Annotated in this window: 19 protein-coding genes; 14 read left to right on the top strand and 5 right to left on the bottom strand. The window is 71.5% G+C overall.

All coding sequences use genetic code 11. From position 1 onward, the window contains the following. The first annotated feature begins 182 nt into the window (after nucleotides 1-182). From ABGB10_RS25265 to ABGB10_RS25285, 5 genes are all read left to right on the top strand, one after another. Nucleotides 183-719, top strand: coding sequence for a PadR family transcriptional regulator (locus tag ABGB10_RS25265; protein WP_347663442.1), 537 nt, complete (start codon nucleotides 183-185; stop codon nucleotides 717-719). Then, nucleotides 716-1,417, top strand: a complete 702-nt coding sequence (locus ABGB10_RS25270) for an ABC transporter ATP-binding protein (protein WP_347663443.1) — start codon at nucleotides 716-718, stop codon at nucleotides 1,415-1,417. The genes ABGB10_RS25265 and ABGB10_RS25270 overlap by 4 nt, the downstream gene beginning before the upstream one ends. Next, nucleotides 1,414-2,943: an FtsX-like permease family protein gene (locus tag ABGB10_RS25275; RefSeq protein ID WP_347663444.1), complete on the top strand. Its 1,530-nt coding sequence runs from the start codon at nucleotides 1,414-1,416 to the stop codon at nucleotides 2,941-2,943. Before ABGB10_RS25270 ends, ABGB10_RS25275 begins: the two co-directional genes overlap by 4 nt. A gap of 113 nt (nucleotides 2,944-3,056) precedes the next feature. Continuing rightward, complete coding sequence (locus ABGB10_RS25280; protein ID WP_347663445.1) at nucleotides 3,057-3,491, top strand: hypothetical protein; 435 nt, start codon at nucleotides 3,057-3,059, stop codon at nucleotides 3,489-3,491. Nucleotides 3,492-3,493: 2 nt separating this feature from the next. Continuing rightward, nucleotides 3,494-5,611: a bifunctional polysaccharide deacetylase/glycosyltransferase family 2 protein gene (locus ABGB10_RS25285; protein WP_347663446.1), complete on the top strand. Its 2,118-nt coding sequence runs from the start codon at nucleotides 3,494-3,496 to the stop codon at nucleotides 5,609-5,611. Between the two features lie 28 nt (nucleotides 5,612-5,639). Here the strand turns inward: ABGB10_RS25285 and ABGB10_RS25290 are convergent, their stop codons facing one another. Together ABGB10_RS25290 and ABGB10_RS25295 are read right to left on the bottom strand one after the other, a co-directional pair. Beyond that, the gene (locus ABGB10_RS25290; protein WP_347663448.1) at nucleotides 5,640-5,795 is read right to left on the bottom strand and encodes a hypothetical protein; all 156 of its coding nucleotides are present in this window, start codon (nucleotides 5,793-5,795) and stop codon (nucleotides 5,640-5,642) included. A 17-nt stretch (nucleotides 5,796-5,812) separates the two neighbouring features. Beyond that, nucleotides 5,813-7,909 (bottom strand): S9 family peptidase, encoded by a 2,097-nt coding sequence (locus tag ABGB10_RS25295; protein WP_347663449.1) that lies wholly within the window; start codon nucleotides 7,907-7,909, stop codon nucleotides 5,813-5,815. A gap of 96 nt (nucleotides 7,910-8,005) precedes the next feature. Here ABGB10_RS25295 and ABGB10_RS25300 point away from each other — a divergent pair, with 96 nt between their 5' ends. Beyond that, nucleotides 8,006-9,364: an FAD-binding oxidoreductase gene (locus tag ABGB10_RS25300; RefSeq protein WP_347663450.1), complete on the top strand. Its 1,359-nt coding sequence runs from the start codon at nucleotides 8,006-8,008 to the stop codon at nucleotides 9,362-9,364. Nucleotides 9,365-9,459: 95 nt separating this feature from the next. Here the strand turns inward: ABGB10_RS25300 and ABGB10_RS25305 are convergent, their stop codons facing one another. Then, complete coding sequence (locus ABGB10_RS25305) at nucleotides 9,460-11,535, bottom strand: SpoIIE family protein phosphatase (protein ID WP_347663451.1); 2,076 nt, start codon at nucleotides 11,533-11,535, stop codon at nucleotides 9,460-9,462. A 364-nt stretch (nucleotides 11,536-11,899) separates the two neighbouring features. On the opposite strand from ABGB10_RS25305, the gene ABGB10_RS25310 reads away from it, so the two are divergent. Both ABGB10_RS25310 and ABGB10_RS25315 read left to right on the top strand, forming a co-directional pair. After that, on the top strand, nucleotides 11,900-16,267 hold the full coding sequence (locus ABGB10_RS25310) for a HAMP domain-containing protein (protein ID WP_347663452.1): 4,368 nt from the start codon (nucleotides 11,900-11,902) through the stop codon (nucleotides 16,265-16,267). Continuing rightward, nucleotides 16,264-16,818 (top strand): response regulator, encoded by a 555-nt coding sequence (locus ABGB10_RS25315; RefSeq protein ID WP_278136943.1) that lies wholly within the window; start codon nucleotides 16,264-16,266, stop codon nucleotides 16,816-16,818. Before ABGB10_RS25310 ends, ABGB10_RS25315 begins: the two co-directional genes overlap by 4 nt. Nucleotides 16,819-16,836: 18 nt before the next feature. On the opposite strand, the gene ABGB10_RS25320 is transcribed toward ABGB10_RS25315, so the two are convergent. Next, complete coding sequence (locus ABGB10_RS25320) at nucleotides 16,837-17,172, bottom strand: STAS domain-containing protein (RefSeq protein WP_007454492.1); 336 nt, start codon at nucleotides 17,170-17,172, stop codon at nucleotides 16,837-16,839. 177 nt (nucleotides 17,173-17,349) lie between these two features. On the opposite strand from ABGB10_RS25320, the gene hemL reads away from it, so the two are divergent. The 6 genes from hemL to ccsB are packed head-to-tail and all read left to right on the top strand — an operon-like array spanning nucleotide 17,350 to nucleotide 23,392. Then, complete coding sequence (gene hemL / locus ABGB10_RS25325) at nucleotides 17,350-18,687, top strand: glutamate-1-semialdehyde 2,1-aminomutase (RefSeq protein ID WP_278136945.1); 1,338 nt, start codon at nucleotides 17,350-17,352, stop codon at nucleotides 18,685-18,687. A 5-nt stretch (nucleotides 18,688-18,692) separates the two neighbouring features. Further along, nucleotides 18,693-19,340: a histidine phosphatase family protein gene (locus ABGB10_RS25330; protein WP_278136946.1), complete on the top strand. Its 648-nt coding sequence runs from the start codon at nucleotides 18,693-18,695 to the stop codon at nucleotides 19,338-19,340. After that, entirely contained in the window at nucleotides 19,340-19,909 is a 570-nt protein-coding gene (locus ABGB10_RS25335; protein ID WP_347663454.1) for a TlpA disulfide reductase family protein, read from the top strand. The genes ABGB10_RS25330 and ABGB10_RS25335 overlap by 1 nt, the downstream gene beginning before the upstream one ends. Beyond that, the gene (locus ABGB10_RS25340) at nucleotides 19,909-20,781 is read left to right on the top strand and encodes a cytochrome c biogenesis protein CcdA (RefSeq protein ID WP_347663455.1); all 873 of its coding nucleotides are present in this window, start codon (nucleotides 19,909-19,911) and stop codon (nucleotides 20,779-20,781) included. The genes ABGB10_RS25335 and ABGB10_RS25340 overlap by 1 nt, the downstream gene beginning before the upstream one ends. Then, a complete protein-coding gene (locus ABGB10_RS25345; RefSeq protein ID WP_347663456.1) occupies nucleotides 20,781-22,421 on the top strand; it encodes a cytochrome c biogenesis protein ResB in 1,641 nt (546 codons plus the stop codon). The genes ABGB10_RS25340 and ABGB10_RS25345 overlap by 1 nt, the downstream gene beginning before the upstream one ends. Continuing rightward, on the top strand, nucleotides 22,421-23,392 hold the full coding sequence (gene ccsB, locus ABGB10_RS25350; protein WP_347663457.1) for a c-type cytochrome biogenesis protein CcsB: 972 nt from the start codon (nucleotides 22,421-22,423) through the stop codon (nucleotides 23,390-23,392). Before ABGB10_RS25345 ends, ccsB begins: the two co-directional genes overlap by 1 nt. Before the next feature lie 52 nt (nucleotides 23,393-23,444). Here the strand turns inward: ccsB and ABGB10_RS25355 are convergent, their stop codons facing one another. Then, a complete protein-coding gene (locus ABGB10_RS25355) occupies nucleotides 23,445-23,645 on the bottom strand; it encodes a hypothetical protein (RefSeq protein ID WP_347663458.1) in 201 nt (66 codons plus the stop codon). Nucleotides 23,646-23,991: the final 346 nt, after the last annotated feature.

Below are 23,991 nucleotides of genomic sequence, written 5' to 3' on the forward strand. Positions count from 1 at the left end.
CACCCCCACCCGCCCCCACCCCGCCCCGGTGATCAAGAGGTTTGCGTCAGATTTCGGCCCGTTCATGACGCAAACCTCTTGATCAACCCGGTGGGTGGGCCGAGCGGCCCGGGTGGGCCGAGTGAGTGGGTGGGTGGGGTGGTTGTTGAGTTTGGGTATTCGCTTGGTGAATAGTGGGGGGCGTGTCTACGCCGCATGTTCTGCTCGGGTTGTTGGCTGCCGGCAGCCGACACGGTTATGAGCTGAAGCGTGCGCATGACGAGCGGCTGCCGAGGGCGCGGCCGTTGGCCTTCGGGCAGGTCTACGCCACGCTCGGCCGCCTCGAACGCGACGGTCTGGTGGCCGCCGCCGGGCAGGACCGCGCGGGCGGGCCGGATCGCACGGCCTATGCGCTGACCGGCCAGGGGCGGGCCACGCTGGACCAGTGGCTGACCACCGTGGAACCACCCATGCCGTACGTGGCCAGCACGCTCTTCGCCAAGGTCGTGGTGGCGCTCCTGGTCGCCGACGTAGACCGGGCCCGGTCCTACCTGATCGCCCAGCGCGCCGCGCACACGGCGCGGCTGCGTGAGCTGACCACCGTCAAGGCCGACCCGACCGCCACCCTCAGCGACGTGGTCGCGGCGGACTTCGCGATCTCCCATCTCGACGCGGACCTACGGTGGCTGCACGCCACCCTGGGCCGGGTCGCCGACTGGCACCGGGAGGTGCACCCGTGACGCAACTCCAGGCTCGCGGCGTGGTTCGGGCGTACGGCCCGACACCCGCGCTGCGCGGCGTGACGCTCGACGTGGCCGAGGGTGAGATCGTCGCCGTCACCGGCCCGAGCGGCTGCGGCAAGTCGACGCTGCTGCACTGCCTGGCCGGGATCCTCCGCCCGGACGCGGGCGAGGTCACCTGGCGTGGGCAGCGCATCGACACCTGGCCGGAGGCGGCCCGGTCCCGGTTGCGGCGTACCGAGTTCGGGGTGTTGTTCCAGTTCGGCCAACTGGTGGCCGAGTTGACCGCAGCGGAGAACGTCGCCCTGCCCCTGCTCCTCGCCGGCACGGGGCGGCGAGAGGCACGGACGGCGGCGCTCACCTGGCTGGAACGGTTCGGGGTGGCGGAGCTGGCAGACGTGCGGCCGGGTGAGATGTCCGGCGGTCAGCAGCAACGCTGCGCCACGGCGCGGGCCCTGGTGACCGAGCCTCGGATGCTCTTCGCCGACGAGCCGACCGGCGCACTGGACACACTCACCGGCGAGCAGGTCCTCACCCGACTGGTCCGGCTCGCCCGTGAGCAGCGCACCGCCGTCGTGCTGGTCACGCACGAGCCGCGGATCGCCGCGTACGCCGATCGGGAGGTCGTGCTGCGTGACGGCCTGGTGGACCACACCGGGCTGGGGCTCGACGTGCCGATGGTCGGCGGCGCCCGGTGAGACCGGCGACGCTGGTCCGCCTCGCGCTCGCCGGAAGTCGCACCGACATCGCCCGGGTGGTGCTCACCGCCCTCAGCGCCCTGCTGGCGACCCTGGCCGGGCTCGCGGCGCTGACCGTGCTGGCCATCCCCACGTCCGCGGCGACGGACGAGAACCCGAACAGGTTGTCCGAGCAGTACCACAACGCGCTGCTCGGGGAACCGGGACTGCGCGGCGGGACCGCGTTCGCGCTGCTCATGCTGATGGTTCCGGTGCTGGCGTTGGCCGGTCAGTGTGCCCGCCTCGGCGCACCGGCGCGGGACCGCCGGTTGGCCGCGATCCGGCTCGCTGGTGCCACCCCCGGCCAGGTCACCCGGCTGGCCGTGCTGGAGACCGGCATGGCTGCCCTGCTCGGCACGCTCGCCGGGCTGGGTGTCTACCTGCTCGGCCGCGAGTTGCTGCACCGGCCGGACGCGCGAGGTCAACTGGCCCTGCCGACCGATGTGTTGCCGTCGACCGGGGCGCTGACCGCCGTGGTGCTCGGTCTGCCGGTCGTCGCCGCGTTGGCCGCCGCCCTGATGCTGCGTACGGTCACCACCAGCCCGCTCGGGGTGAGCCGCAAGACCACCCGTGAGCGTGGTCCAGGCCCGTGGGCCGGGCTCCTGATCGGGTTCGGCGTGGTCTCGTTCGCGGTGATCCGCCCGGTGGCGTACCGGATCGACTACAGCGGAGAGCTGGCCTGGCTGATGCCCCTGCTGTTCGCGCTGGGTGCGCTCGCGGCGATGATCGGGGTGGTGATCGGCACCGGCTGGATCTCGTACAACTGCGGGCGGATGTTGCGCCGGCACGCCCGCCGGCCCGCGGCGCTGCTCGCGGCGGGCCGGTTGATGGCCGACCCGTGGGCGGGCAGCCGCACGTTCGCGGCGCTGCTCGCCGCCCTGATCTTCGGTGGCGGTGCCGCCGCCCAGCGCGCCTACTTCGCCACCAAGGACCAGCTCGACCAGGAGCAGAACGGGCTCGTCGGGGCGGGCGGCGACCCCGACTCGTTCTATCTGTCCACGATGGATCTGGTCGATGCCGCGGTCGCGGTGGCCATCCTGATCGCGACGGGTGGCCTGATCGTCGCGCTGGTCGAGGGGATCGTCGCCCGCCGACGCGCCTACGCGGCGTTGGTCGCCACCGGGGTGCCCCGAGCGACGCTGAGCCGTTCGGTGGTCTGGCAGGCGCTGGCCCCGGCGGTGCCGGCGATCCTGCTCGCGCTCACCGTCGGCACGTTGCTCGGCCGTGGGCTCGTCGGGGAGGTGTCGACGGGCGTCTCGTCGACGGAGATCTGCGAGGCCACGGCGGCGCTCTGTGACGACCCGGCCACCCGGGAGCAGTACACCCGGATCGTGTACACCCCGGCGATCGAGCGAGCCGTTGCCGTACCACTGGAGCAGTTGGCCTGGCTCGGTGCCGGCGCGTTGGTCGCGGTGCTGGTGACGGTCGGTGTCGGCCTGCTCTTCCTGCGTGCCAGCACGGCCCTGGACGAGCTGCGCATGACCTGAGCCGATGTAACACCGCTGGTGGCGGTGCCGCTGTGTGCACCAGAGGCCCGGACGGTCGGGTCTCCGGTGTCGGACCGGACGGTCCCGGCACGGTAACCGTGGGAGTTCGCCAGATGCACAACCCACCGGGCTCCGCCCCACCGGTGTTCGTCGACGGCACCGGGCGTCGCCGCCGGCTGACCGTCATCGCGGGCACCGCCATGGGCCTCGGCCTGCTCACCAGCCTCGCCCTGATCGCCGCAGGGCTCTTCCTGGACACCTCGGTGCCGCTGCCCGGCTGGACGGACGACTCCCGGGGAACGCGCCCGGTGGAGGCCGGCGTGGACGGGATCATCCAGCCCCGGGTCGCCCCGTCGCCATCGCCGTCGGTGACCCGCACGTCGGCACCGCTGCCGCGCGCCACGCCGACCACCGGAAACCAGGCCCCCAGCCCGGCTGGTACGACCGCCACCGCCACCGGGGCGCCGGCCGCCACCGATCCACCGGGCCGTGGCGACGAGCACCGCAACACCGCCAAGCCGAGCAAGTCGCCCGGTAAGCCGCAGTGACGATGGCGAGACACGTGGCCCGGCGTGACCCTCGGGCGCACTGGCTGCTGCTCCTGCTCGGGCTGCTCCTGCTGCTCGCGGCGCTCACGGTCAACGGACTGGTGAGTGGCCTGGCCGGTGGCTCGGGAAACGCCACCGCAGGGCCCGCGCCGGACGTCCCGGCCGCCGTCGCTTCGGGCAGCCCGGTGCTGCGGCTGGATCGCGCCGAACCGGTCAGCCGGGCGCTGCCGGACCGCACCATCGCGCTGACCTTCGACGACGGGCCGGACCCGCGTTGGACGCCGCAGGTCCTCGACGTGCTGCGCCGGCACGGCGCGCACGCCACCTTCTTCGTGGTGGGTGCCCGGGTCAACGAGCACCCTGACCTGGTCCGGCGGATCCTCGACGAGGGGCACGAGATCGGCTCGCACACGTTCACCCACGCCAACCTCGCCGACGTGTCGCCGTGGCGGCGTGATCTCGAACTGTCGCTGACCCGCAAGGCGGTCGCCTCGGCCACCGGCCGGGAGGTGACCCTGCTGCGGCCACCGTTCTCCTCGGTGCCGACGGCGCTGACCGGGTCCGAGTACGCCGCGTTGCGCGCTGCCGCCAGCGCCGGGCACGTCGCGGTCCTCAGCGACCTGGACACCAGGGACTGGCAGCGCCCCGGGGCCGACCAGATCGTGCGGGCGGCCACCCCGAAGCGGGGGCGGGGAGCGGTGGTGCTGATGCACGACGGCGGCGGTGACCGGGCGCAGACCCTCGCCGCGCTGGACCGGCTGCTGCCCGCGCTGGGCGATCAGGGCTACCGCTTCACCACCGTATCCGCGGGCATCGACGCCTCGCCGTCGATGGTCCCGGCCGGGGTCGGCGCCCGGCTGAGCGGCACCGCACTGCGCTGGACCCAGACCGGTGCCCGCTGGTCGGCCGACGTGATGAACGTCCTGCTCGCCACCGCGCTCGTGCTCGGAGTCGCCCGTCTCGCGGTGCAGGTGTTCTGCGCCCAGCGGCACGTGCGCCGGGTCCGCCGTCCCCGCCGGGACCGGCCGGAGGTGCTGGCACCCGTCTCGGTGATCGTGCCCGCGTACAACGAGGCGGCGAACATCGCCGCCACGGTCCGGTCCCTGGTGGCCAGCGCGTACCCGGCACTGGAGGTGATCGTGGTCGACGACGGGTCGGACGACGGCACCGCCGACATCGTCGAGCGGATGCGACTGCGCGGGGTACGCGTGATCCGGCAGGCCAACGCCGGCAAGCCGGCGGCGCTGAACACCGGCATCCGGGCCGCCCGGGCGAACCTGCTGGTACTGGTGGACGGGGACACCGTCTTCCAGCCGGACACCGTGCGCCGGCTGGTCCAGGGCTTCGCCGACCCGTCGGTGGGCGCGATCAGTGGCAACACCAAGGTGGCCAACCGGCGTCGGCTGCTCGGCCGGTGGCAGCACCTGGAGTACGTGATCGGCTTCAACCTCGACCGACGGATGTACGACGTGCTGGAGTGCATGCCGACCATCCCCGGCGCGATCGGCGCGTTCCGCCGCGAGGTGCTGCTGCGGGTGGGTGGGGTGCCGTCGGACACGCTGGCCGAGGACACCGACCTGACCATGAAGGTGCTCCGCGCCGGCTGGCGGGTTGTCTACGAGGAGTCGGCCATCGCCTGGACCGAAGCCCCGTCGTCGTTGCGCCAGCTCTGGAGACAGCGCTACCGCTGGTGCTACGGCACGATGCAGGCGATGTGGAAGCACCGGCACGCGTTGCGTGAGTCGGGTGCCGGCGGCAAGCTGGGCCGACGCGGGCTGCCGTACCTCACGGTGTTCCAGATCGTGTTGCCGCTGACCGCGCCGGCGGTCGACGTGTTCGCCGTGTACGGACTGCTCTTCCTGCCCTGGTCGACCCTCGCCCTGGCCTGGGCGGGGCTGCTGCTGCTCCAGGCGGTCACCGCCGCGTACGCCCTGCGACTGGACCGGGAGCGGTACGGGCCACTGTGGGCACTGCCGTTCCAGCAACTGCTCTACCGGCAGCTCATGTACCTGGTGGTGGTGCAGTCGGTGGTCACCGCGCTGATCGGCAACCGGCTGCGCTGGCAGCGGATGGTGCGGACCGGCGAGGCGGCAGCGCTGATCGGCGCCGGCCGCGGCTGACGCCTCGTCGGCGTCAGCCGTCGGCCGGTCAGGTCGCGTTGTGGAAGAGCCCGACCGACCAGGAGATCAGCAGGCCCACGGCGGCGGAGCAGCAGCAGACGAGCAGGGCGGCGGCGACCACGGCGAGGATCATCCACGCGGAGGCACGCCGGGGCGCCGACCCCTGCCCGTCCTCGTCGGTCATCGCCGCCGTCCCCGTCGTCAGGCTCGGCCGATCCGGTCCAGGATCCAGGCGTTGATGAACGCCTCCTCGCGCCAGGCGTCGTAGCGACCGCTCGGACCGCCGTGTCCGGCACCCATCTCGGTCTTGAGCAGGTAGTCACCGCCCGAGGCGACAGCCCGCAGCCGGGCGATCCACTTCGCCGGCTCCGAGTAGAGCACCCGGGTGTCGTTGAGGCTGGTCACCGCGAGGATCGCGGGATAGTCCACGGCGGCCACGTTCTCGTACGGCGTGTAGGACTTCATGTACGCGTACACCTCGGGGTCCTCAAGTGGGTTGCCCCACTCCTCCCACTCGGTGACGGTCAGCGGCAGCGACGGGTCGAGGATCGACGTGAGCGCGTCCACGAACGGCACCTGTGCCACGATCCCGGTGAACGCGTCCGGCGCGAGGTTGGCGACCGCGCCCATCAGCAGGCCGCCGGCCGAGGCGCCCCGGGCCACCAGCCGGTCGCTGGCCGTCCAGCCGGCCTTGACCAGGTGCTGGGCGCAGGCGACGAAGTCGGTGAAGGTGTTCTTCTTGGCCAGCATCTTGCCCTGGTCGTACCAGCGTCGACCCAGCTCGCCGCCGCCCCGGATGTGCGCCACGGCGAAGACCACGCCCCGGTCCAGCAGGGACAGTCGGGCCACCGAGAACCACGGGTCCATGCTGGCCTCGTACGAGCCGTAGCCGTACACCTCGCAGGGCGCCGAGCCGTCCCGGGGCGTGCCGACGCGGCAGACCAGGGAGATCGGCACGCGGGTGCCGTCGTCGGCGAGTGCCCAGTCGCGGTGCTGCTCGTACTCGGCGGGGTCGTACGGCCGGCCGTCCGGCCCGGGCAGCACCGGCTTCTGCTTACGCAACACCATCTGCCGGGTGACCAGGTCGTAGTCGTACACCGAGTCGGGGGTGACCAGGGAGGAGTACCGCAGGCGGACCTGCCCGGTGCGGTACTCCGGGTTGGCGTCCAGCCCGACGCTGTAGAGCGGCTCCGGGAAGTCGATGTCGTACGAGTCGTCGCTGCCGACCGGCAACACCCGCAGGCCGGTGAGGCCGTCGGTGCGCAGCGACACCACCAGGTGGTTGGCGAAGGCGTCCACGGCCTCCAGCCGGGTGCCGGGGGTGTGCTCGATCACCGGCACCCAGTCGCCCGGCGCGTCCGCCGAGGTGAACGCCAGCGCGAAGTCCTCCGCGCCGTCGTTGTGCAGGATCAGGAAACGGTGGCCGTGGTGCTCCACCGCGTACTCGATGCCCTGGCGCCGGGGGGCGATCACGGCCGGCGCGCCGGCCGGGTTGCCGGCGGGGATCACCAGCACCTCGCTGGTCACCTTGCTGTGGATGTCGATGAGGACGAACTTCTCCGAGCGGGTCAGCTCCACGCCTACCCAGAACCGCTCGTCGTCCTCCTGGTGGACCACCACGTCGTCGGCGGCGGCCGAGCCGACGGTGTGCCGCCACACCCGGTTCGGCCGCCAGGCGTCGTCCACGGTCACGTAGAACAGCACCGAAGCGTCGGACGACCAGGCGGTGCCGTAGAACGTGTCGGGGACCTCGTCCGGCAGCAACTCGCCGGTGGCCAGGTCCTTCACGCGCAGGGTGAACCGCTCGTCGCCGGAGAAGTCGGTGGAGTAGGCAAGCCAACGACCGTCCGGGCTGACGTCGAACGCGCCCAGCGAGAAGAAGTCGTGCCCCTCGGCCAGCAGGTTGCCGTCGAGCAGCACCTCCTCACCGTCGAGCGGGGCCCCGTCGGCGCTGACCGGCGGCTCGATCTCACCGTCGCGGACCGCGCGGCGGCAGTGCACCCCGTACTGCTGTCCCTCGACCGTCCGGGTGTAGTACCAGTGCCCGCCCTTGCGGGTCGGCACGGACAGGTCGGTCTCCCGGGTCCGCTGACGGGTCTCCTCGAACAGCGCGGCGCGTAGTTCGGTCAGGTGGGCCGTGCGCGCGTCGGTGTACGCGTTCTCGGCGGTCAGGTAGCCGATTGTCTCCGGATCGTCCTTGGCGGCGAGCCAGGCGTACTCGTCGATAACGGTGTCGCCGTGGTGGGTGCGCTCGCTGGGCACCCGCTTCGCCGCGGGCGGGGCAGTCTCGGTGGTCACGGCGGCCACGTTACCGGCCGGCACCCGCTGCACGCCGGACCAGCGGCATCCCGATAGTCCTCACCACGGCTTTAGAACACATGTACGATGACCGCCATGGCGGCAGCAGCGAGTTCCCTCGGCCGGTCCGGAGCCCTGGAGATCACCCGACGATTGGCGGCCATCTGTGGCCCACCGTTCTCCCGGCTGGGTGGGCCGGCCGACGAGGTGGCGGGGCGGCCGGCGCGTTGGGTGGCGGTGCCAGGCGGCCCGCACGCCGCGGCCGAGGTGCTGCGGCTGGCCGCCGCGCACGACCTGGCGGTGGTGCCCAGGGGCGCCGGCACGAAGATCGACTGGGGCGCCACGCCGGTGCAGGTGGACATCATGCTCGACACCGGCCGGCTGGCCGGCATCGGTCACGAGCCGGTCGGCGCGTTGGTGGCCGAGGTGGGCGCCGGCACGCCACTGCGGGCCGTGCAGGCCACGTTGGAGCGCACCGGCCAGCGACTGGCGATGGACGCCCCGTCGCCCGGTGCGACCCTCGGCGGTGTGCTCGCCGCGGGCGAGGCGGGCCCACTCAGCCACCGTCACGGCAGCCCGTGCGACCAACTGCTCGGTGTCCGTTACCTCGCCGCCGACGGTGAGTTGGTGAGCGCCGGGGGTGGCGCGCCGGGGCTCGACCTGGCCCGGCTGCTCTGCGGCTCCCAGGGCGCGCTCGGCGTGCTGGTCGCGGCGACCCTGCGGGTGCAGCAGGTCCCGGCCAGCCGGCTCTGGGTGTCCCGTCCGGTGTGGACGCCGTTGGAGGTGCACGACCTGGTCCGGACGATCCTCGCCGCCCGACTGGAGCCGGCGGCCATCGAGCTGGACCTGCCCGGAGGCACGCCTCGCCCGCGCACGCCCTACCCGCCGGGGCACCCGGCAGCCACCGCTCGCGAGCGCCACCCGTCGATGTCCGGGCGGGCCGGTGTGCCGGCGAGGGCGGGCAGTCTGGTGGTGCTGTTGGAGGGCGGGCCCGCCGACGTCACCGAACGCGCCGAGCGCCTGGTCGGCCTGCTGCACGGGGAGGCCACGATCGCCCACTCCGCCCCGACGTGGTGGCGTCGTTACCCGTTCGCCCCCGGCGACACGGCGCTGCGCCTGGAGGTGCCGATCGGCGACCTGCACGCCGCCGTCTACGCGTTGCGCGACGCCGCCGGCACGCCGGTGCCGGTGCGCGGGTCCGCCGGGTTGGGCGTGGTGCACGCGGCACTGCCCGGAGCACTGGCCCCCGACCGGGTGGCGTCCATCCTGGCCGCGGTCCGCGGTGTGCTGCTGGCCCGGCAGGGCCGCTGCGTCGTGGTCTCCGCTCCGACGGAAGTCCGGCGGGCCGTCGACCTCTGGGGCGAGCTGGCCGGCCTGCCCCAACTGCGGGCGGCCAAGGAGCACCTCGATCCGGAACACCGGCTCGCACCCGGGCGTCTCCCCGGCGGTCTGTGAGACCCGCCCGGGTCGGTCAGTCCATCCACCAGCTGTGCGTGTCCAGCAGCGATCGCCAACTGCAGGCCGAGCGCCGCGTGGGCCGCGTGCGACGGTCAGGTGGCGTCGTTGCGGAGCACCAGGACGGCGATGTCGTCCCGGGGCGGCTCGACCGAGAAGTTGATCGCGGCGGAGCGCAGCCGGGCGGCCACCACGTCGGCCGAATATCCCGCCAGGGGCGCTGCCGCGTCCCGTAGGCGGTCGGTGCCGAACAGCTCCCGGCCCCGTCGCCGCTCGGTGACGCCGTCGGTGTAGAAGATCAGCGAATCGCCGGGCGCGAGCGCGATCTGCGCCGTCGGTGAGGTGATCGTGTCGAGCAGGCCGAGCGCGGTGCCGCCGGTGCCGACGAACCCCGCGCCGCCCGCCGCGGACAGCAGGACCGGCCGGTCGTGCCCGGCCAGGTGCAGTGACACGTCGAGTTGGTCGCCCTCGCCGGGCCCGACCGCCGCCAGCGCCAACGTGCAGTACCGCCCGCCGCCCCGCTCGACAAGCGTCTCGTTGAGCCGCGCCAACACCTCCGGCAACGGTTTACCGTCGCCGACCAGCACCCGGATCACATCCCGGACCAACCCGGTCACCGCGGCAGCCTGGACACCCTTGCCCGAGACGTCACCGATCACCACCAGCCAACGCCCGTCGGGCAGCGGCACCACGTCGTAGAAGTCGCCTCCCACCTCGGCGTCGTCGCCGGTCGGCACGTACTCGGCGGCGAACCCGATCCCGTCCACCACGGGGAGCACCGGCGGCAGCAGGGACTGCTGGAGCGTCTGCGCCACGCGGCGGCGCTCGGCGTGGATCCGGGCGTTCTCGATGGCCAACGCGGCACGCCGGGCCACGTCCTCCAACACGGCCACCTCGTCCGGGTCGTGCCGGTGCCGCTGGTGCCGCCCCACCGCCAGGGTGCCGAGCCGCTGCCCACGAGCGATCAGCGGGACCGCGAAACCCTCCATCGGCCCGCCCAGGGGGATCTGCGCCGCGCTACGCGAGGCCTCGCGCAGGCGGGCCTGGATCGAGTCCGGCCCGGTCTCCGCCAACACCTCGTGCAGTTGCGGGAGCGTCGACTCGTCGGCGTGGCTGGCCGCCGCCAGCCGCAGCCGGCCCCACTCGTCGGTGGTGTGCACCGCGCACCACTGGCCGAGTCGCGGCACCACCAACTGCGGCACCAGCGCCATGGTCAGGTCGACGTCCAACGACTGGGCGAGCAGCTCACTCGCCTCGGCGAGGAACGTCAGCCACACCTGCCGGCGGACGTCGGCCCGGCGCAGCCGGTCGTTCTCCAGGTGCAGCGACAGACGCTCGGCGGTCAGCACCGCCAACGGCCGGGCGTACGCCGACGGCGCGGCGTCCAACTCCAGCTCACCGGCGTACGGGCGGTGCACCGTCAGGGGCACCCGGAGCAGTTCACTGCCGGGGCGGGGCGGTCGACCGAAGCGGGCCAACACCTGGCGGCCCTGCCCGTCGCCCCGGTCCAGGCGGATCGTGCCGCCGGCCGCGCCCACCATCTCGGCGACCCGGCTGAGGAGGCTGGTGGCGAAGTCGGGCAGGGGGTCGTCCGCGTACAGGTCGGGCGCGGTCTGCATGAGCTCACTCATCGCGCTGGCGCTCGGCGCGGACCTGTCCACGGTCGTACCTGCTCCGTCGCCGTTCGGCGCCGACGCGCGAGCGGTGATGTCCTCGGCCGAGGTCTCGGCGCCGGGGCGGTCCAGTCGGAACCAGACGCCCTTTCCGGTGGGCAGGTAGGTCGTGCCCCAGCGGCTGGCGAAGTGGTCGACCAGCAGGAGGCCTCGGCCCCGCTCGGAGACCTCGTCGATCTCGGTGGAGTCGTTGCGGGTGCCGACGGTCAGCTCGTCGCCCGACCCGGGCGCGAAATCGGAGACGGTGACGGTCAGCCCGACCTCGTCGGCGACTACCTCGATGTCCAACTCGGTGCGGGCGTGCTCCACGGCGTTCGTGGTCAGCTCGGTGGTGAGCAGCAGCGCCTCGTTGACCAGCTCGTCCAGGTGTGACTCGGTCAACACCGAGCGGACCACGGCGCGGGCGGCGGCGGGCGTACGGCGATCTGCGGGCAGCCGCACACGCCGGACCGCCCCGTCCCGGGCCCCGGTCGTCGCCGTCCCCGCCTCGGCTGACACACCCGTATCCTCCACCGTCCCCCTGCCGGGTGCCAAGCCGATCATCCTCGCGCGCCCTCCGCCGAGCGTACGGAGCACCAACCGTGTGCGCTGCCGGACGGCCGCCCCGGCCTCCGCCTCGGCCCGACCGCCCTCAGGACGGGCTCTACCCGGCACACTCCGTCAGGATGTGCCGGGCAGGCGGGTTGGTCACGGCTGCGAGGTCTGCGACGGGCCGTACCCGATCGGCCGTCATCGAGCCGGTTCCGGTGGCGATCCCGGCCACCTGGCGGGTCGCGCACCCTGGCACTACGGCTCGCGCGGGCACAATATGGGGTGTCGGTGTGTCCGCACGGACCGGCGCCCCCGAGTTGAGCGAGGAATGATGACCACGGCGAAGCAGTCGGTGGCGGATCCGTCCGCGCCCGACCACGAGGCGCTCCTCGGTGAGTTGACCGAGGCACTGCGACGGATCGGTCGCGGCGACCTGAAGGTCCGGCTCCCCCGCCGGGCGGGCGCGGCCGGTGAGGTGGCGGACGCCTTCAACGAGGTGGTCTCGCTCCAGGAGCGGCAGTACCTGGACCTGCGGCGGATCAGCCGGATCGTCGGTCGCGACGGCCGGCTGACCGAGCGGCTCGACGACGAGGGGCTGGACGGCTCCTGGGCCGAGGGGCAGCGGGCGATCAACTCGCTGATCGACGACCTGGGCCGACCGACCACCGAGATCGCCCGGGTCATCGTGGCGGTCGCGGACGGCGACCTGTCGCAGCACATGGCTTTGGAGATCGACGGCCGACCGCTGCGCGGTGAGTACCTGCGCATCGGGCGCACCGTGAACACGATGGTGGACCAGCTGTCCTCGTTCTCCAACGAGGTGACCCGGGTGGCCCGTGAGGTGGGCACCGAGGGCAAGCTGGGTGGTCAGGCGGACGTCCGGGGTGTCGCCGGCACCTGGAAGGACCTCACCGACTCGGTGAACACCATGGCGTCGAACCTGACCTACCAGGTCCGGTCGATCTCCCAGGTGTCGACTGCGGTGGCGAAGGGCGACCTCTCCCAGAAGATCACCGTGTCCGCCAAGGGTGAGGTCGCCGAGTTGGCGCACACCATCAACTACCTCACCGACACGCTGCGGCTCTTCGCCGAGCAGGTGACCCGGGTGGCCCGTGAGGTGGGCACCGAGGGCAAGCTCGGCGGTCAGGCCGAGGTGCCGAACGTGGCCGGGACGTGGAAGGACCTGACCGACAGCGTCAACTCGATGGCGTCGAACCTGACCGCCCAGGTCCGCAACATCGCGCAGGTCTCGACAGCGGTGGCGCGCGGTGACCTGTCGCAGAAGATCACGGTCGCCGCGCAGGGCGAGATCCTGGAGCTGAAGGACACCGTCAACACGATGGTGGACCAGTTGTCGTCGTTCGCGGACGAGGTGACCCGGGTCGCGCGTGAGGTGGGCATCGAGGGCAAGCTGGGCGGTCAGGCCCAGGTGCGGGGCGTCTCCGGCACCTGGCGGGACCTCACCGAGAACGTCAACCAGCTCGCCGGCAACCTGACCAGCCAGGTCCGCAACATCTCCCAGGTCTCCACCGCCGTGGCGAAGGGTGACCTGTCGCAGAAGATCACGGTGGACGCCCAGGGCGAGATCCTGGAGCTGAAGAACACCGTCAACACCATGGTCGACCAGTTGTCGTCGTTCGCGGACGAGGTGACCCGGGTCGCGCGTGAGGTGGGCACCGAGGGCAACCTGGGCGGTCAGGCCCAGGTGAAGGGCGTCTCGGGCACCTGGCGGGACCTGACCGACAACGTGAACTCGATGGCGTCGAACCTGACCAGTCAGGTGCGCAACATCGCCTCGGTGACCACGGCGGTGGCGAAGGGTGACCTGTCGCAGAAGATCACGGTGGACGCGCGGGGCGAGATCCTGGAGCTGAAGTCCACGGTCAACACGATGGTGGACCAGTTGTCGTCGTTCGCCGACGAGGTGACCCGGGTGGCCCGTGAGGTGGGCACCGAGGGCAAGCTCGGCGGCCAGGCCCAGGTGCGCGGTGTCGCCGGCACCTGGCGGGACCTCACCGACAACGTGAACTCGATGGCGTCGAACCTGACCGCCCAGGTGCGCAACATCGCCCAGGTCTCCACGGCGGTGGCGAAGGGTGACCTGTCGCAGAAGATCACGGTGGACGCGCGGGGCGAGATCCTGGAGCTGAAGTCCACGGTCAACACGATGGTGGACCAGTTGTCGTCGTTCGCGGACGAGGTGACCCGGGTGGCCCGTGAGGTGGGCACCGAGGGCAAGCTCGGTGGTCAGGCGCAGGTGAAGGGCGTCTCCGGCACGTGGCGGGACCTGACCGACAACGTGAACTCGATGGCGTCGAACCTGACCAGCCAGGTCCGCAACATCGCCTCGGTGACCACCGCCGTGGCGAAGGGTGACCTGTCGCAGAAGATCACGGTGGACGCCCAGGGCGAGATCCTGGAGCTGAAGTCCACCGTCAACACCATGGTCGACCAGTTGTCCTCGTTCGCGGACGAGGTGACCCGGGTGGCCCGCGAGGTCGGCATCGAGGGCAAGCTCGGTGGTCAGGCGCAGGTGAAGGGCGTCTCCGGCACGTGGCGGGACCTGACCGAGAACGTCAACCAGCTCGCCTCGACGTTGACCACGCAGCTGCGGGCCATCGCCCAGGTGTCCACGTCGGTCACCCGGGGCGACCTGACCCAGCGGATCGCGGTCAAGGCGCAGGGCGAGGTCGCCGAGCTGAAGGACAACATCAACCAGATGATCGTCACCCTCCGGGAGACGACCAAGAAGAACGCCGAGCAGGGCTGGCTGGACTCCAACCTGGCCCGGATCGGTGGCCTGTTGCAGGGCCAGCGCGACCTCGGCGAGGTCTGCCGCATGATCATGACGGAGGTGACGCCGCTGGTCGACGCCCAGCTCGGCGCCTTCTTCCTGGCCGACGACACCGACGGCAGCATGCGGCTGCGGCTGACCTCCTCCTACGGGTACGTGGCGCGGGGCACCGACGTCACCTTCGGGCCGGGTGAGGGGTTGGTCGGGCAGACCGCGTTGTCCCGCCGCACGATCCGGGTCAGCGCCTCCCCGAACAGCCGACTCACCCTGCGTTCCGGTCTGGCCGAGACACCTCCGTCCGACCTGGTGGTGCTCCCCGTCCTGTTCGAGGGCGAGCTGCTCGGGGTGATCGAGTTCGCCAGCGTGTCGGCGTTCTCCGACCTGCACCTCGCGTTCCTGGAGCGGCTGGTGCTCACCATCGGCATCGCGGTCAACACCATCCAGGCCAACCGGCGTACGGAGGAGCTGCTGGCCCAGTCGCAGCGTCTGGCGCACGAGATGCAGGAGCAGTCGGCGGAGTTGCAGCGCACCAACGCCGAGCTGGAGGAGAAGGCCACGCTGCTCTCCGAGCAGAAGGGCAACATCGAGACGAAGAACCGGGAGATCGAGCTGGCGCGGCTGGGTCTGGAGGAGAAGGCGCAGCAGCTGACCCGGGCGTCGGCCTACAAGTCGGAGTTCCTGGCCAACATGAGCCACGAGCTGCGTACGCCGCTGAACTCGTTGCTGCTGTTGGCCCGCCTGCTGGCGGAGAACTCGGAGCAGAACCTCAGCCCGAAGCAGATCGAGTTCGCCCGGACCATCCACGGGTCCGGCTCGGACCTGCTGCGTCTGATCGACGACATCCTCGACCTGTCCAAGATCGAGGCGGGTCGGATGGACGTCGAGCCGACCGAGATCCGCTTCACCGAGCTGCGCGGCTTCGTCGAGCAGGCGTTCGCGCCGCAGGCCGAGGAGAAGAACCTCGACTTCCAGGTACGGGTGAGCAAGGACCTGCCGCCGGCGCTGGTGACCGACGCGCAGCGGTTGCAGCAGATCCTGCGCAATCTGCTCTCCAACGCGGTGAAGTTCACCGACAACGGTGCGGTGACGCTGCGGATCGCTCCGGCGGCGGAGAACGCGGTGTTCGACGTGCCGGCGCTGACCAACGCCCAGCAGGTGATCGCCTTCACCGTGATCGACACCGGGATCGGCATCTCCGACGACAAGTTGTCGATCATCTTCGAGGCGTTCCAGCAGGCGGACGGCACGACCAGTCGCCGGTACGGCGGCACCGGTCTGGGTCTGTCGATCAGCCGCGACCTGGCCCGGTTGATCGGCGGCACCATCACCGTGTCGTCCGCGCCGGGTCAGGGTTCGACGTTCACCCTGTTCGTGCCGCAGGTGCTGGCTCCGGACGCGGTGGTCGCGCCCCAGGCGCCGTCTCCGCAGCGGGCCGGCCTGCCGTCGTCGCTGCTCATGCCGCCGTTGGAACTGCTGTCGGAGCGGCCGGAGGCACCGGCCACCCGTCAACTGGACGGCGCCACCGTCCTGATCGTGGACGACGACGTCCGTAACGTCTTCGCCTTGACCAGCGCGTTGGAGCTGCACGGGATGACCGTGCTGTACTCGGACAACGGGGCGGACGGTGTCCGCCTGCTGGCCGAGCATCCGGAGGTGGACATCGTGCTGATGGACGCCATGATGCCCGACCAGGACGGGTACGAGACCACCCGCCAGATTCGCCGCAACCACCGCTTCGCCGACCTGCCGGTGGTCTTCCTGACCGCGAAGGCGATGCCGGGTGATCGTGAGTCGGCGCTCGCTGCCGGGGGCAGCGACTACATCACCAAGCCGGTCGACCTGGACGACCTGATCGAGTTGATGTCGTCCTGGATCAACGGCAGCCGGACCGAGGAGAATTCGTGACCCAGATGGCCAAGGCGCTGCTCGTGGACGACCGGCGGCAGAATCTGACGGCCCTGGAGGCGATCCTCCAGGGCCTGCCGGTCCAGTCCGTCGCGGTGGAGAGTGGCGAGGCGGCGCTCAAGCAGCTCCTGGTGGACGACTTCGCCGTGATCCTGCTGGACGCGCAGATGCCGGACATGGACGGTTTCGAGACGGCGAGTCACATCAAGCGCCGCGAGCGGACCCGACACGTGCCGATCATCTTCCTGACCGCGGCCGACCGGGACGCCCAGCTCGCCCTGCGGGGATACCAGGTGGGCGCGGTGGACTACCTGACCAAGCCGTTCGACCCGTGGGTGCTGCGGGCCAAGGTGTCGGTCTTCGTCGAGCTGTGGGTGAAGACCCGGCAGCTGGCCGCCCAGTCGGACCTGGTCCGGGAGCGCGACACGCAGTGGCGGAGGCTCACCGACGCGGTCGACGAGGCGACGACCCTGCTGCGCTCCGACGACGTGGAGGCCCGCGACCGGGCGGTACGCATGCTGGAGCAGGCCCGCTGGGGCAACACCGCCTGACGCGGGGGAGCGGGTGGGTCAGCCGGTGGGCTGGTCGTTGCGGATCATCAGGGCGCTGCGGAGGCCGGTGATGTCCAGGACCCGGATGAGGAAGTCGCCCACGTGGGTCAGCATCAGCAGGCTCTGTGCGTGGCTGGCTTTGCGGCTGAGCACGACGAGGGTGCCCAGGCCCTGCGAGTCGCAGAAGGTGACACCGCCGAGGTCGAGCACGATCCGCGGCGGCGGGTCGGCCAGTACCTCGTTGACCACGGTGGAGAGCTGGGCCGCCGTGAGCATGTCGATCTCACCAGCCAGGCGCAGCACTGCTTCGTCGCCCGTCCGGTGTAGCGTGATGGACAGTTCGGCACGATCCACCCGGTCAGCCTAGCGCGATCCGACCGGTCCGGCCTGTCGAGGCCGTGAGCCGTCGCCGCCAGGCCGCGCGCGCCCCCTTCCGGCGCTGCTGGCGGGCACCGCCTGCGGGTGAGCCTGGTAACCCGACTGCGGGGTGGCTGCTGGTGGGCCGTTCGCCGCTGACACAATGGCCGCATCGTGACCGACATCTTTCCCGCCGGATCCGGCCGCTACCCGGCCGAAGCGCCGGCCTCCGAGGCCCTGTTCGACCGCGCCCGCGCCATCGTGCCGGGCGGGGTCAACTCTCCCGTGCGCGCCTTCCAGGCGGTCGGCGGCGCCCCACGTTTCATGGTCCGTGGCGAGGGCCCGTGGCTGTACGACGCCGACGGCCGCCGCTACGTCGACCTGGTCTGCTCCTGGGGGCCGCTGATCCTCGGGCACGCCCACCCGGAGGTGGTGGACGCCGTGCAGGCCGCCGCAGCCCGGGGCACCAGCTTCGGCACCCCCACCCCGGGTGAGGTGGAGTTGGCCGCCGAGCTCGTCGACCGGACTCCGATGGAGCAGGTCCGCCTGGTCAACTCGGGCACCGAGGCCACCATGTCGGCGATCCGGCTGGCTCGTGGCTTCACCGGCCGCTCCAAGATCGTCAAGTTCGCCGGTTGCTACCACGGGCACGTCGACGCGCTGCTCGCCGCCGCCGGGTCCGGCGTGGCCACCCTGGGCCTGCCCGACTCGCCGGGCGTGACCGGCGCGGCGGCCAGCGAGACGATCGTGCTGCCCTACAACGACATCCGGGCCGTCGAGGAGGCATTCGCCGCCGAGGGCCCGCACATCGCGGCGGTGATCACCGAGGCGGCCGCCGGCAACATGGGTGTGGTCGCCCCTCGCGACGGCTTCAACCAGCAGCTCGCCCGGATCGCGCACGCGCACGGTGCCCTGCTCGTGGTGGACGAGGTGATGACCGGGTTCCGGGTCTCCCGCGCCGGGTGGCACGGCCTCGACGCCTCCGACGCCGACCTGTGGACGTACGGCAAGGTCATGGGTGGTGGCCTGCCCGCCGCCGCGTTCGGCGGGCGGGCGGACATCATGGCGCGTCTCGCCCCGGCCGGCCCGGTCTACCAGGCTGGCACGCTCTCCGGTAACCCGCTCGCCTGCGCCGCCGGGTTGGCGACCCTGCGGCTCGCCGACGACGCGCTGTACCAGCGCCTCGACCAGACGGCCGCCACCGTGGGCAAGCTGGCCTCCGACGCGCTGGCCGCCGCCGGGGTCCCGCACCGACTGTCGTACGCGGGCAGCATGTTCTCGATCTTCTTCACCGACGCCGACGTGGTCGACTACGACAGCGCCCGCACCCAGCAGGTGCCCGCGTTCAAGGCGTTCTTCCACGCGATGCTCGCCGCCGGCGTCTACCTGCCGCCGAGCGCGTTCGAGTCGTGGTTCGTGTCGGCGGCGCTCGACGACGCCGCTCTGGAACACATCGCCGACGCGCTGCCGACGGCGGCGAACGCGGCGGCAGCGGCTGGTCACGGGGGGTAGAAACCTTGAGTAAGACGGTGGTCCACGTGCTCCGGCACGGCGAGGTGTACAACCCGGATCAGATTCTCTACGGTCGGTTGCCCGGTTTCCGCCTCTCCGAGCTGGGTGTGCAGATGGCCAAGGCCGCCGCGCAGGGCCTGGCCGAGCGGGAGATCGTGCACGTGGTGGCCAGCCCGCTGGAACGCGCCCAGCAGACCGCCGAGCCGATCGCCGCCCAGTTCGGGCTGCCGGTCGGGGTGGACGAGCGGCTGATCGAGAGCGCGAACTGGTTCGAGGGCAAGAAGGTGTCCCCGGGCGACGGGTCGTTCCGTGACCCGCGCAACTGGTGGGTGCTGCGCGACCCGGTGACCCCGTCCTGGGGCGAGGCGTACCGGGTGATCGCCGAGCGGATGTTCGCCGCGGTGCAAGCCGCCCGGGTCGCCGCCGAGGGGCGCGAGGCGGTGCTGGTGTCGCACCAGCTGCCGATCTGGACGCTGCGCCGCCACGTCGAGCGCAAGCGGCTCTGGCACGACCCGCGCAAGCGGCAGTGCGGGCTGGCGAGCCTCACCTCGTTCCACTTCGACGGCGCGAAGGTGGTGGGCATCGGCTACAGCGAGCCGGCCGCGCACCTGATCGCCCTCTCCGCGACCGCCCGGACGGCCAAGGGGGCCTGATGAACGCCCGGAGGTGGACCGCCGGCCTGCTCGCCACCGTCGCCGCGGTGGCGTTGGTCGGCTGCACGTCGTCGAAGGGGCAGGAGAAGGCCTGCACGACCACCACCGACGGGATCTTCGAGTGCGCGCCGGACCAGCGCTCGGCCCCTCCGAAGCTCGCCGGTGAGCTGCTCCTCGGCGGCACCTATGACGTCAGCCAGGCCCGCGGCCAGGTGGTGGTGGTCAACTTCTGGGGATCCTGGTGCGCGCCCTGCCGGGCCGAGGCGGATGACCTGGAGGCCGTCTACCAGGCCACCAAGGGCTCCGGGGTGACCTTCCTCGGCATCAACGTGCAGGATTCGCGGGACAAGGCCAAGGCGTTCGAGCAGGGGCGGGTCACCTATCCGAGCCTCTACGACCCGTCGAGCAAGACGGCACTCGCGCTGGACATCCCGCCGAACAGCGTGCCGGCGACGGTGGTGCTCGACCGGGAGGGGCGGATCGCGTCGGTGATCCGGGCCGCCGTCAAGCAGGAGGGCCTGCAACCGATCGTCGAGCGGATCGTGGCCGAGAAGCCGGCGTCGAACTGATGGGCGAGACCTTCAAAGAGTTGGCCCTGAGCGGGCCGCTGCTGCTCGCCATCGGCGCGGCGGCGCTCGCCGGTCTGGTCAGCTTCCTCTCTCCGTGCGTGCTCCCACTCGTCCCCGGCTACCTGTCGTACGTCACCGGCCTGGCCGGGGCGGACCTGGAGGGCAGTGCAAGGAAGGGCACCTTATTAACGCCTGCGGTAGAGCAGGGGTCCCCTACTAACACCGCCGCCGAGGCACGCGACGGTGGCGGCGGGGGTGTCGCGGTACGGGAGCGGATCGCGCGGGTCGGCGCCGTCAAGGGCCGGGTGCTCGCGGGCACGCTGCTCTTCATCGCCGGCTTCACTGTCGTCTTCGTCGCCACCGCCATCCTGTTCGCCGGTATCGGCCGGGTCTTCTTCGAGTACGAGCGGCAGCTCGAAATCGTCGTCGGCGTGCTGATCATCGTGCTCGGGTTCGGCTACCTCGGGATGATCCCCGCCCTGCAACGGGAGTTCCGGATCTCCCGGCTGCCGTCGGCCGGGTTGCTCGGCGCACCGGTCTTCGGGGCGGTTTTCGCGCTCAGTTGGGTGCCCTGCACCGGCCCCACGCTCGGTGCGGTGATGGGGATGGCCACCGCGTCCGGCCAGAGCGACCGCGCCGTGGTGCTCGCCGTGGCGTACTGCCTCGGGTTGGGGATACCGTTCGTGGTCTTCGGGCTGGGCTTCGAACGCCTGCTCGGGGTCTTCCGCGCCGTCCGGCGCAACAGCCGCTGGGTCACCCGGGTCGGCGGCGCCCTGCTCATCCTGATCGGCCTGGCGCTGGTCACCGGCGGGTGGCAGAGCTTCGTGATCTGGTTGCAGACCACCGTCGGGGTGGGCGAGGTGGGCATCTGATGACGGTCGTCGACGACCGGCCGGAGACCGTGGCGCCGGCGCCACGCCGCCGGCCGAACCGGTTGCTGGCGCTGCTGCGCAACTCGTGGCGGCAGCTCACCAGCATGCGTACCGCCCTGATCCTGCTCTTCCTGCTCGCCATCGCCGCGATCCCCGGCTCGGTGCTGCCGCAGCGCGGGATCAGCCCGGAGAAGGTCAACGAGTACTTCGTCGACCACCCGGACTGGGCCCCCCGACTGGATCGGATCGGCGCGTTCGAGGTCTTCGGGTCAGTCTGGTTCTCCGCGATCTACCTGCTGCTGTTCACCTCCCTGATCGGCTGCATCACGCCCCGACTGCGCGACCACGTCCGGGCGTTGCGGTCCCGGCCGCCGGCCGCGCCGAAGCGGATGGCCCGGCTGCCACAGCACACTGTGCTGCCCGCCCCACCCGGTGGCGTGGCGGCGATCGCCGACGTGCTGCGCAAACGCCGCTGGCGGGTGGAGGTGCGCGGCGACGAGGTCTCCGCCGAGAAGGGCTACCTCAAGGAGACCGGCAACCTGCTGTTCCACACCTCGCTCATCGCGGTGCTGATCGGCGTCGCGCTCGGCTCGTGGTACGGCTGGAGCGGCAACCGCCTGCTGGTGGCGGGCGCGGACAACGCCTTCTGCAACACCCGACAGCAGTACGCGGAGGCGAAGCTCGGGCCCCGGGTGGACAGCGCGGACCTGCCCCGCTTCTGCCTGCGGTTGGACGACTTCGAGGCCCGGTTCCTGCCGTCCGGTCAGCCGGAGTTCTTCAACGCCACGGTCACCGTCGACGGCCCGGACGAGCCGACCCGCAGCGCCGACTTCTCGGTGAACTCGCCGCTGCGCCTGAACGACGCGAACGTCTACCTGCTCGGCCACGGGTACGCCCCGGTGATCCGCTACACCGACCGGTTCGGCAACAGCCAGGTCAGCGACGAGCCGTTCCTGACCACCGGTGACATGGGCCTGACCAGCGAAGGTCTGGCCGCGTTCCCGGACGCGAACGTCGATCCGGCCACCGGCCAGCGCACCCCGGACGAGCAGATGGCGTTCACCGGCATCTACCTGCCCACGGCACCCGAACAGGCGCCGTTCGTCCGCTCGCAGTATCCGACCGAGCGCAACCCGGTGCTGAACCTCGTCGCCTACCGGGGCAACCTCGGCCTGGACGCCGGCATCCCCGGCTCGGTCTACCAGCTCGACCAGCGGCAGGTGCGGACCGGCAAGGTCAAGGAGGTCGGCACCAAGCTGCTCCGCAAGGGCGAGACCTGGACGCTGGAGGACGGCACCACTGTCGAGTTCCTGGGCACCGAGCGGTACGTCACCCTCTCCATCCGGCACGACCCCGGTGCGACGCCGCTGCTGATCAGCTGCGGTGTCCTGCTGGTCGGGCTGATGGGCTCGCTGTTCGGGCGGCGTCGCCGGGTGTTCTTCCGGGTGGTGCCGGCCAACCCCGGGGCAGGATCTCCGACGGACGGTAGTAGTTTGGTGGAGGCCGGTGGGTTGCCGCGCACCGACTATCCAGGGTTCGCCGAGGAGTTCGCCCAGCTCGTGGCCGCCGTCAGCGGTGACCGACGGGCCGACGCGGGCACTGACTCCAGTGACCGCGGTGTGCGAGAAGGAGCCGAGTGATGTCCGCACTCTCCGACAATCTGGTGACCTTCGCGATCCTGGCGTATCTGATCGCGATGATCGGTCACGCCGTCGAGTACGCGTTGGGCAACGCCCGTACCCGGGTCGCCACGGCGGCTCCGGTGCGCGAGTTGGTCGGTGCCGGCGGCGGCGTCGTGCCGACCCTGCCCGCACCGGTCCCGTCGCCGCCCGTGGCCGACGGTCCCGCGCGGCGTGCCCGCCTCGCGGGTCTGATCGGGGTGGGCGCGACCGCGGTCGCCGCCGTGCTGCACCTGGCGGCGCTGGTCACCCGTGGCCTCGCGGCCGACCGGATGCCGTGGGGCAACATGTACGAGTTCGTGCTCACGGTGACGTTCATCGGGGTCGCGGCCTGGCTGGTGGTGCTCTGGAAGCGACCGTCGCTGCGCAAGCTCGGGCTGTTCCTCACGCTGGTGATGGTGCTGCTGGTGGCCACCGCCGAGCTGGTCCTGTACGTGCCGATCGTGCCGCTGGTGCCCGCACTGAACTCGTACTGGTTCGTCATCCACGTCTCGACCATCGTCTTCGCGTCCGGCATCTTCCTGCTCGGTGCGGTGCCGGCAGTCGGCTTCCTGATGCGCAACGGGTACGAGAAGGGCAAGCGGAGCTTCCCGTACACCCTGGCCAAGCGGCTGCCCGGCGCAGCCAGCCTGGAGCGGCTGACCTTCGCGCTGCACGCCTTCGCGTTCCCGATCTTCACCTTCGCGGTGATCGCTGGTGCCATCTGGGCCGAGGCGGCCTGGGGTCGGCCGTGGGGTTGGGACCCGAAGGAGACCTGGGCGTTCATCTCCTGGGTGGTGTACGCCGGTTACCTGCACGCCCGGGCCACGCCCAGCGTGCGGCGCAACGTGGCGACCTGGCTCGCGGTGCTCGGCTTCCTCACCATGCTGATGAACCTGTTCGGCGTGAACATCTTCTTCACCGGCCTGCACTCGTACGGTGGGCTGGACTGACCTGAACGTGGAGCGCGGGCCGGTCACGGATTCGTCCGTGGCCGGCCCGCATCTACCGCGTGGGTTGCCAGGCCCGCAAGGTCCGCTCGACCTGCCTGGTGACCTGGTATGACACCTCCGGTAGATCGGCCAGCTCGATCCGCTCGCCGCGCAACGCCAGTTGGGCGTGCAGCTCCCGAGCGACGGCGTCGCGAAGCTCGACCAGCAGGGGCGACAGCCCGTCCGGGTCGCCGACGACATACGCGTCCGACATGAACTCACTCTGCTCCCGCGTCCAGGCATTCGGCCAGGAACAGTGAGACGTGTCTGCCGGCCTTGACCGGTCCTCGGCACCATTGTGGCGGTGCCCCGCGCCTGGTCAGCCGTTGATCCACTCGGCTTTCAGGAAGTGGGGGTGTCCTGCGCCCTGGGACGCCGCGACTTCCTGAAACCCGAGTGGATCTTGTGGTGGCCACCGGTGAGCCGGGCGGTCAGGCGGGGACGCAGCTCGCGTTACCGCGATATGCGCGTCATGGGGTGACGCAGCGTCAAGCGCTCGATACCGTGCGGCAGGGGGGTCGTGCGACCCAACGATCGCGGCGGAAGGTGGGGTGCGGTGA

The organism is Micromonospora sp. B9E7 (assembly GCF_039871815.1).
In the GTDB taxonomy this organism is placed as follows: Bacteria; Actinomycetota; Actinomycetes; order Mycobacteriales; family Micromonosporaceae; genus Micromonospora.

Coding starts and splice junctions, on each gene's coding strand:
- ABGB10_RS25340 (WP_347663455.1), top strand. CDS start 19,909: ATGGGCGAGACCTTCAAAGAGTTGGCCCTGAGCGGGCCGCTGCTGCTC.
- ABGB10_RS25345 (WP_347663456.1), top strand. CDS start 20,781: ATGACGGTCGTCGACGACCGGCCGGAGACCGTGGCGCCGGCGCCACGC.
- ABGB10_RS25290 (WP_347663448.1), bottom strand. CDS start 5,795: ATGACCGACGAGGACGGGCAGGGGTCGGCGCCCCGGCGTGCCTCCGCG.
- ccsB (WP_347663457.1), top strand. CDS start 22,421: ATGTCCGCACTCTCCGACAATCTGGTGACCTTCGCGATCCTGGCGTAT.
- ABGB10_RS25335 (WP_347663454.1), top strand. CDS start 19,340: ATGAACGCCCGGAGGTGGACCGCCGGCCTGCTCGCCACCGTCGCCGCG.
- ABGB10_RS25355 (WP_347663458.1), bottom strand. CDS start 23,645: ATGTCGGACGCGTATGTCGTCGGCGACCCGGACGGGCTGTCGCCCCTG.
- ABGB10_RS25280 (WP_347663445.1), top strand. CDS start 3,057: ATGCACAACCCACCGGGCTCCGCCCCACCGGTGTTCGTCGACGGCACC.
- ABGB10_RS25285 (WP_347663446.1), top strand. CDS start 3,494: ATGGCGAGACACGTGGCCCGGCGTGACCCTCGGGCGCACTGGCTGCTG.
- ABGB10_RS25300 (WP_347663450.1), top strand. CDS start 8,006: ATGGCGGCAGCAGCGAGTTCCCTCGGCCGGTCCGGAGCCCTGGAGATC.
- ABGB10_RS25310 (WP_347663452.1), top strand. CDS start 11,900: ATGACCACGGCGAAGCAGTCGGTGGCGGATCCGTCCGCGCCCGACCAC.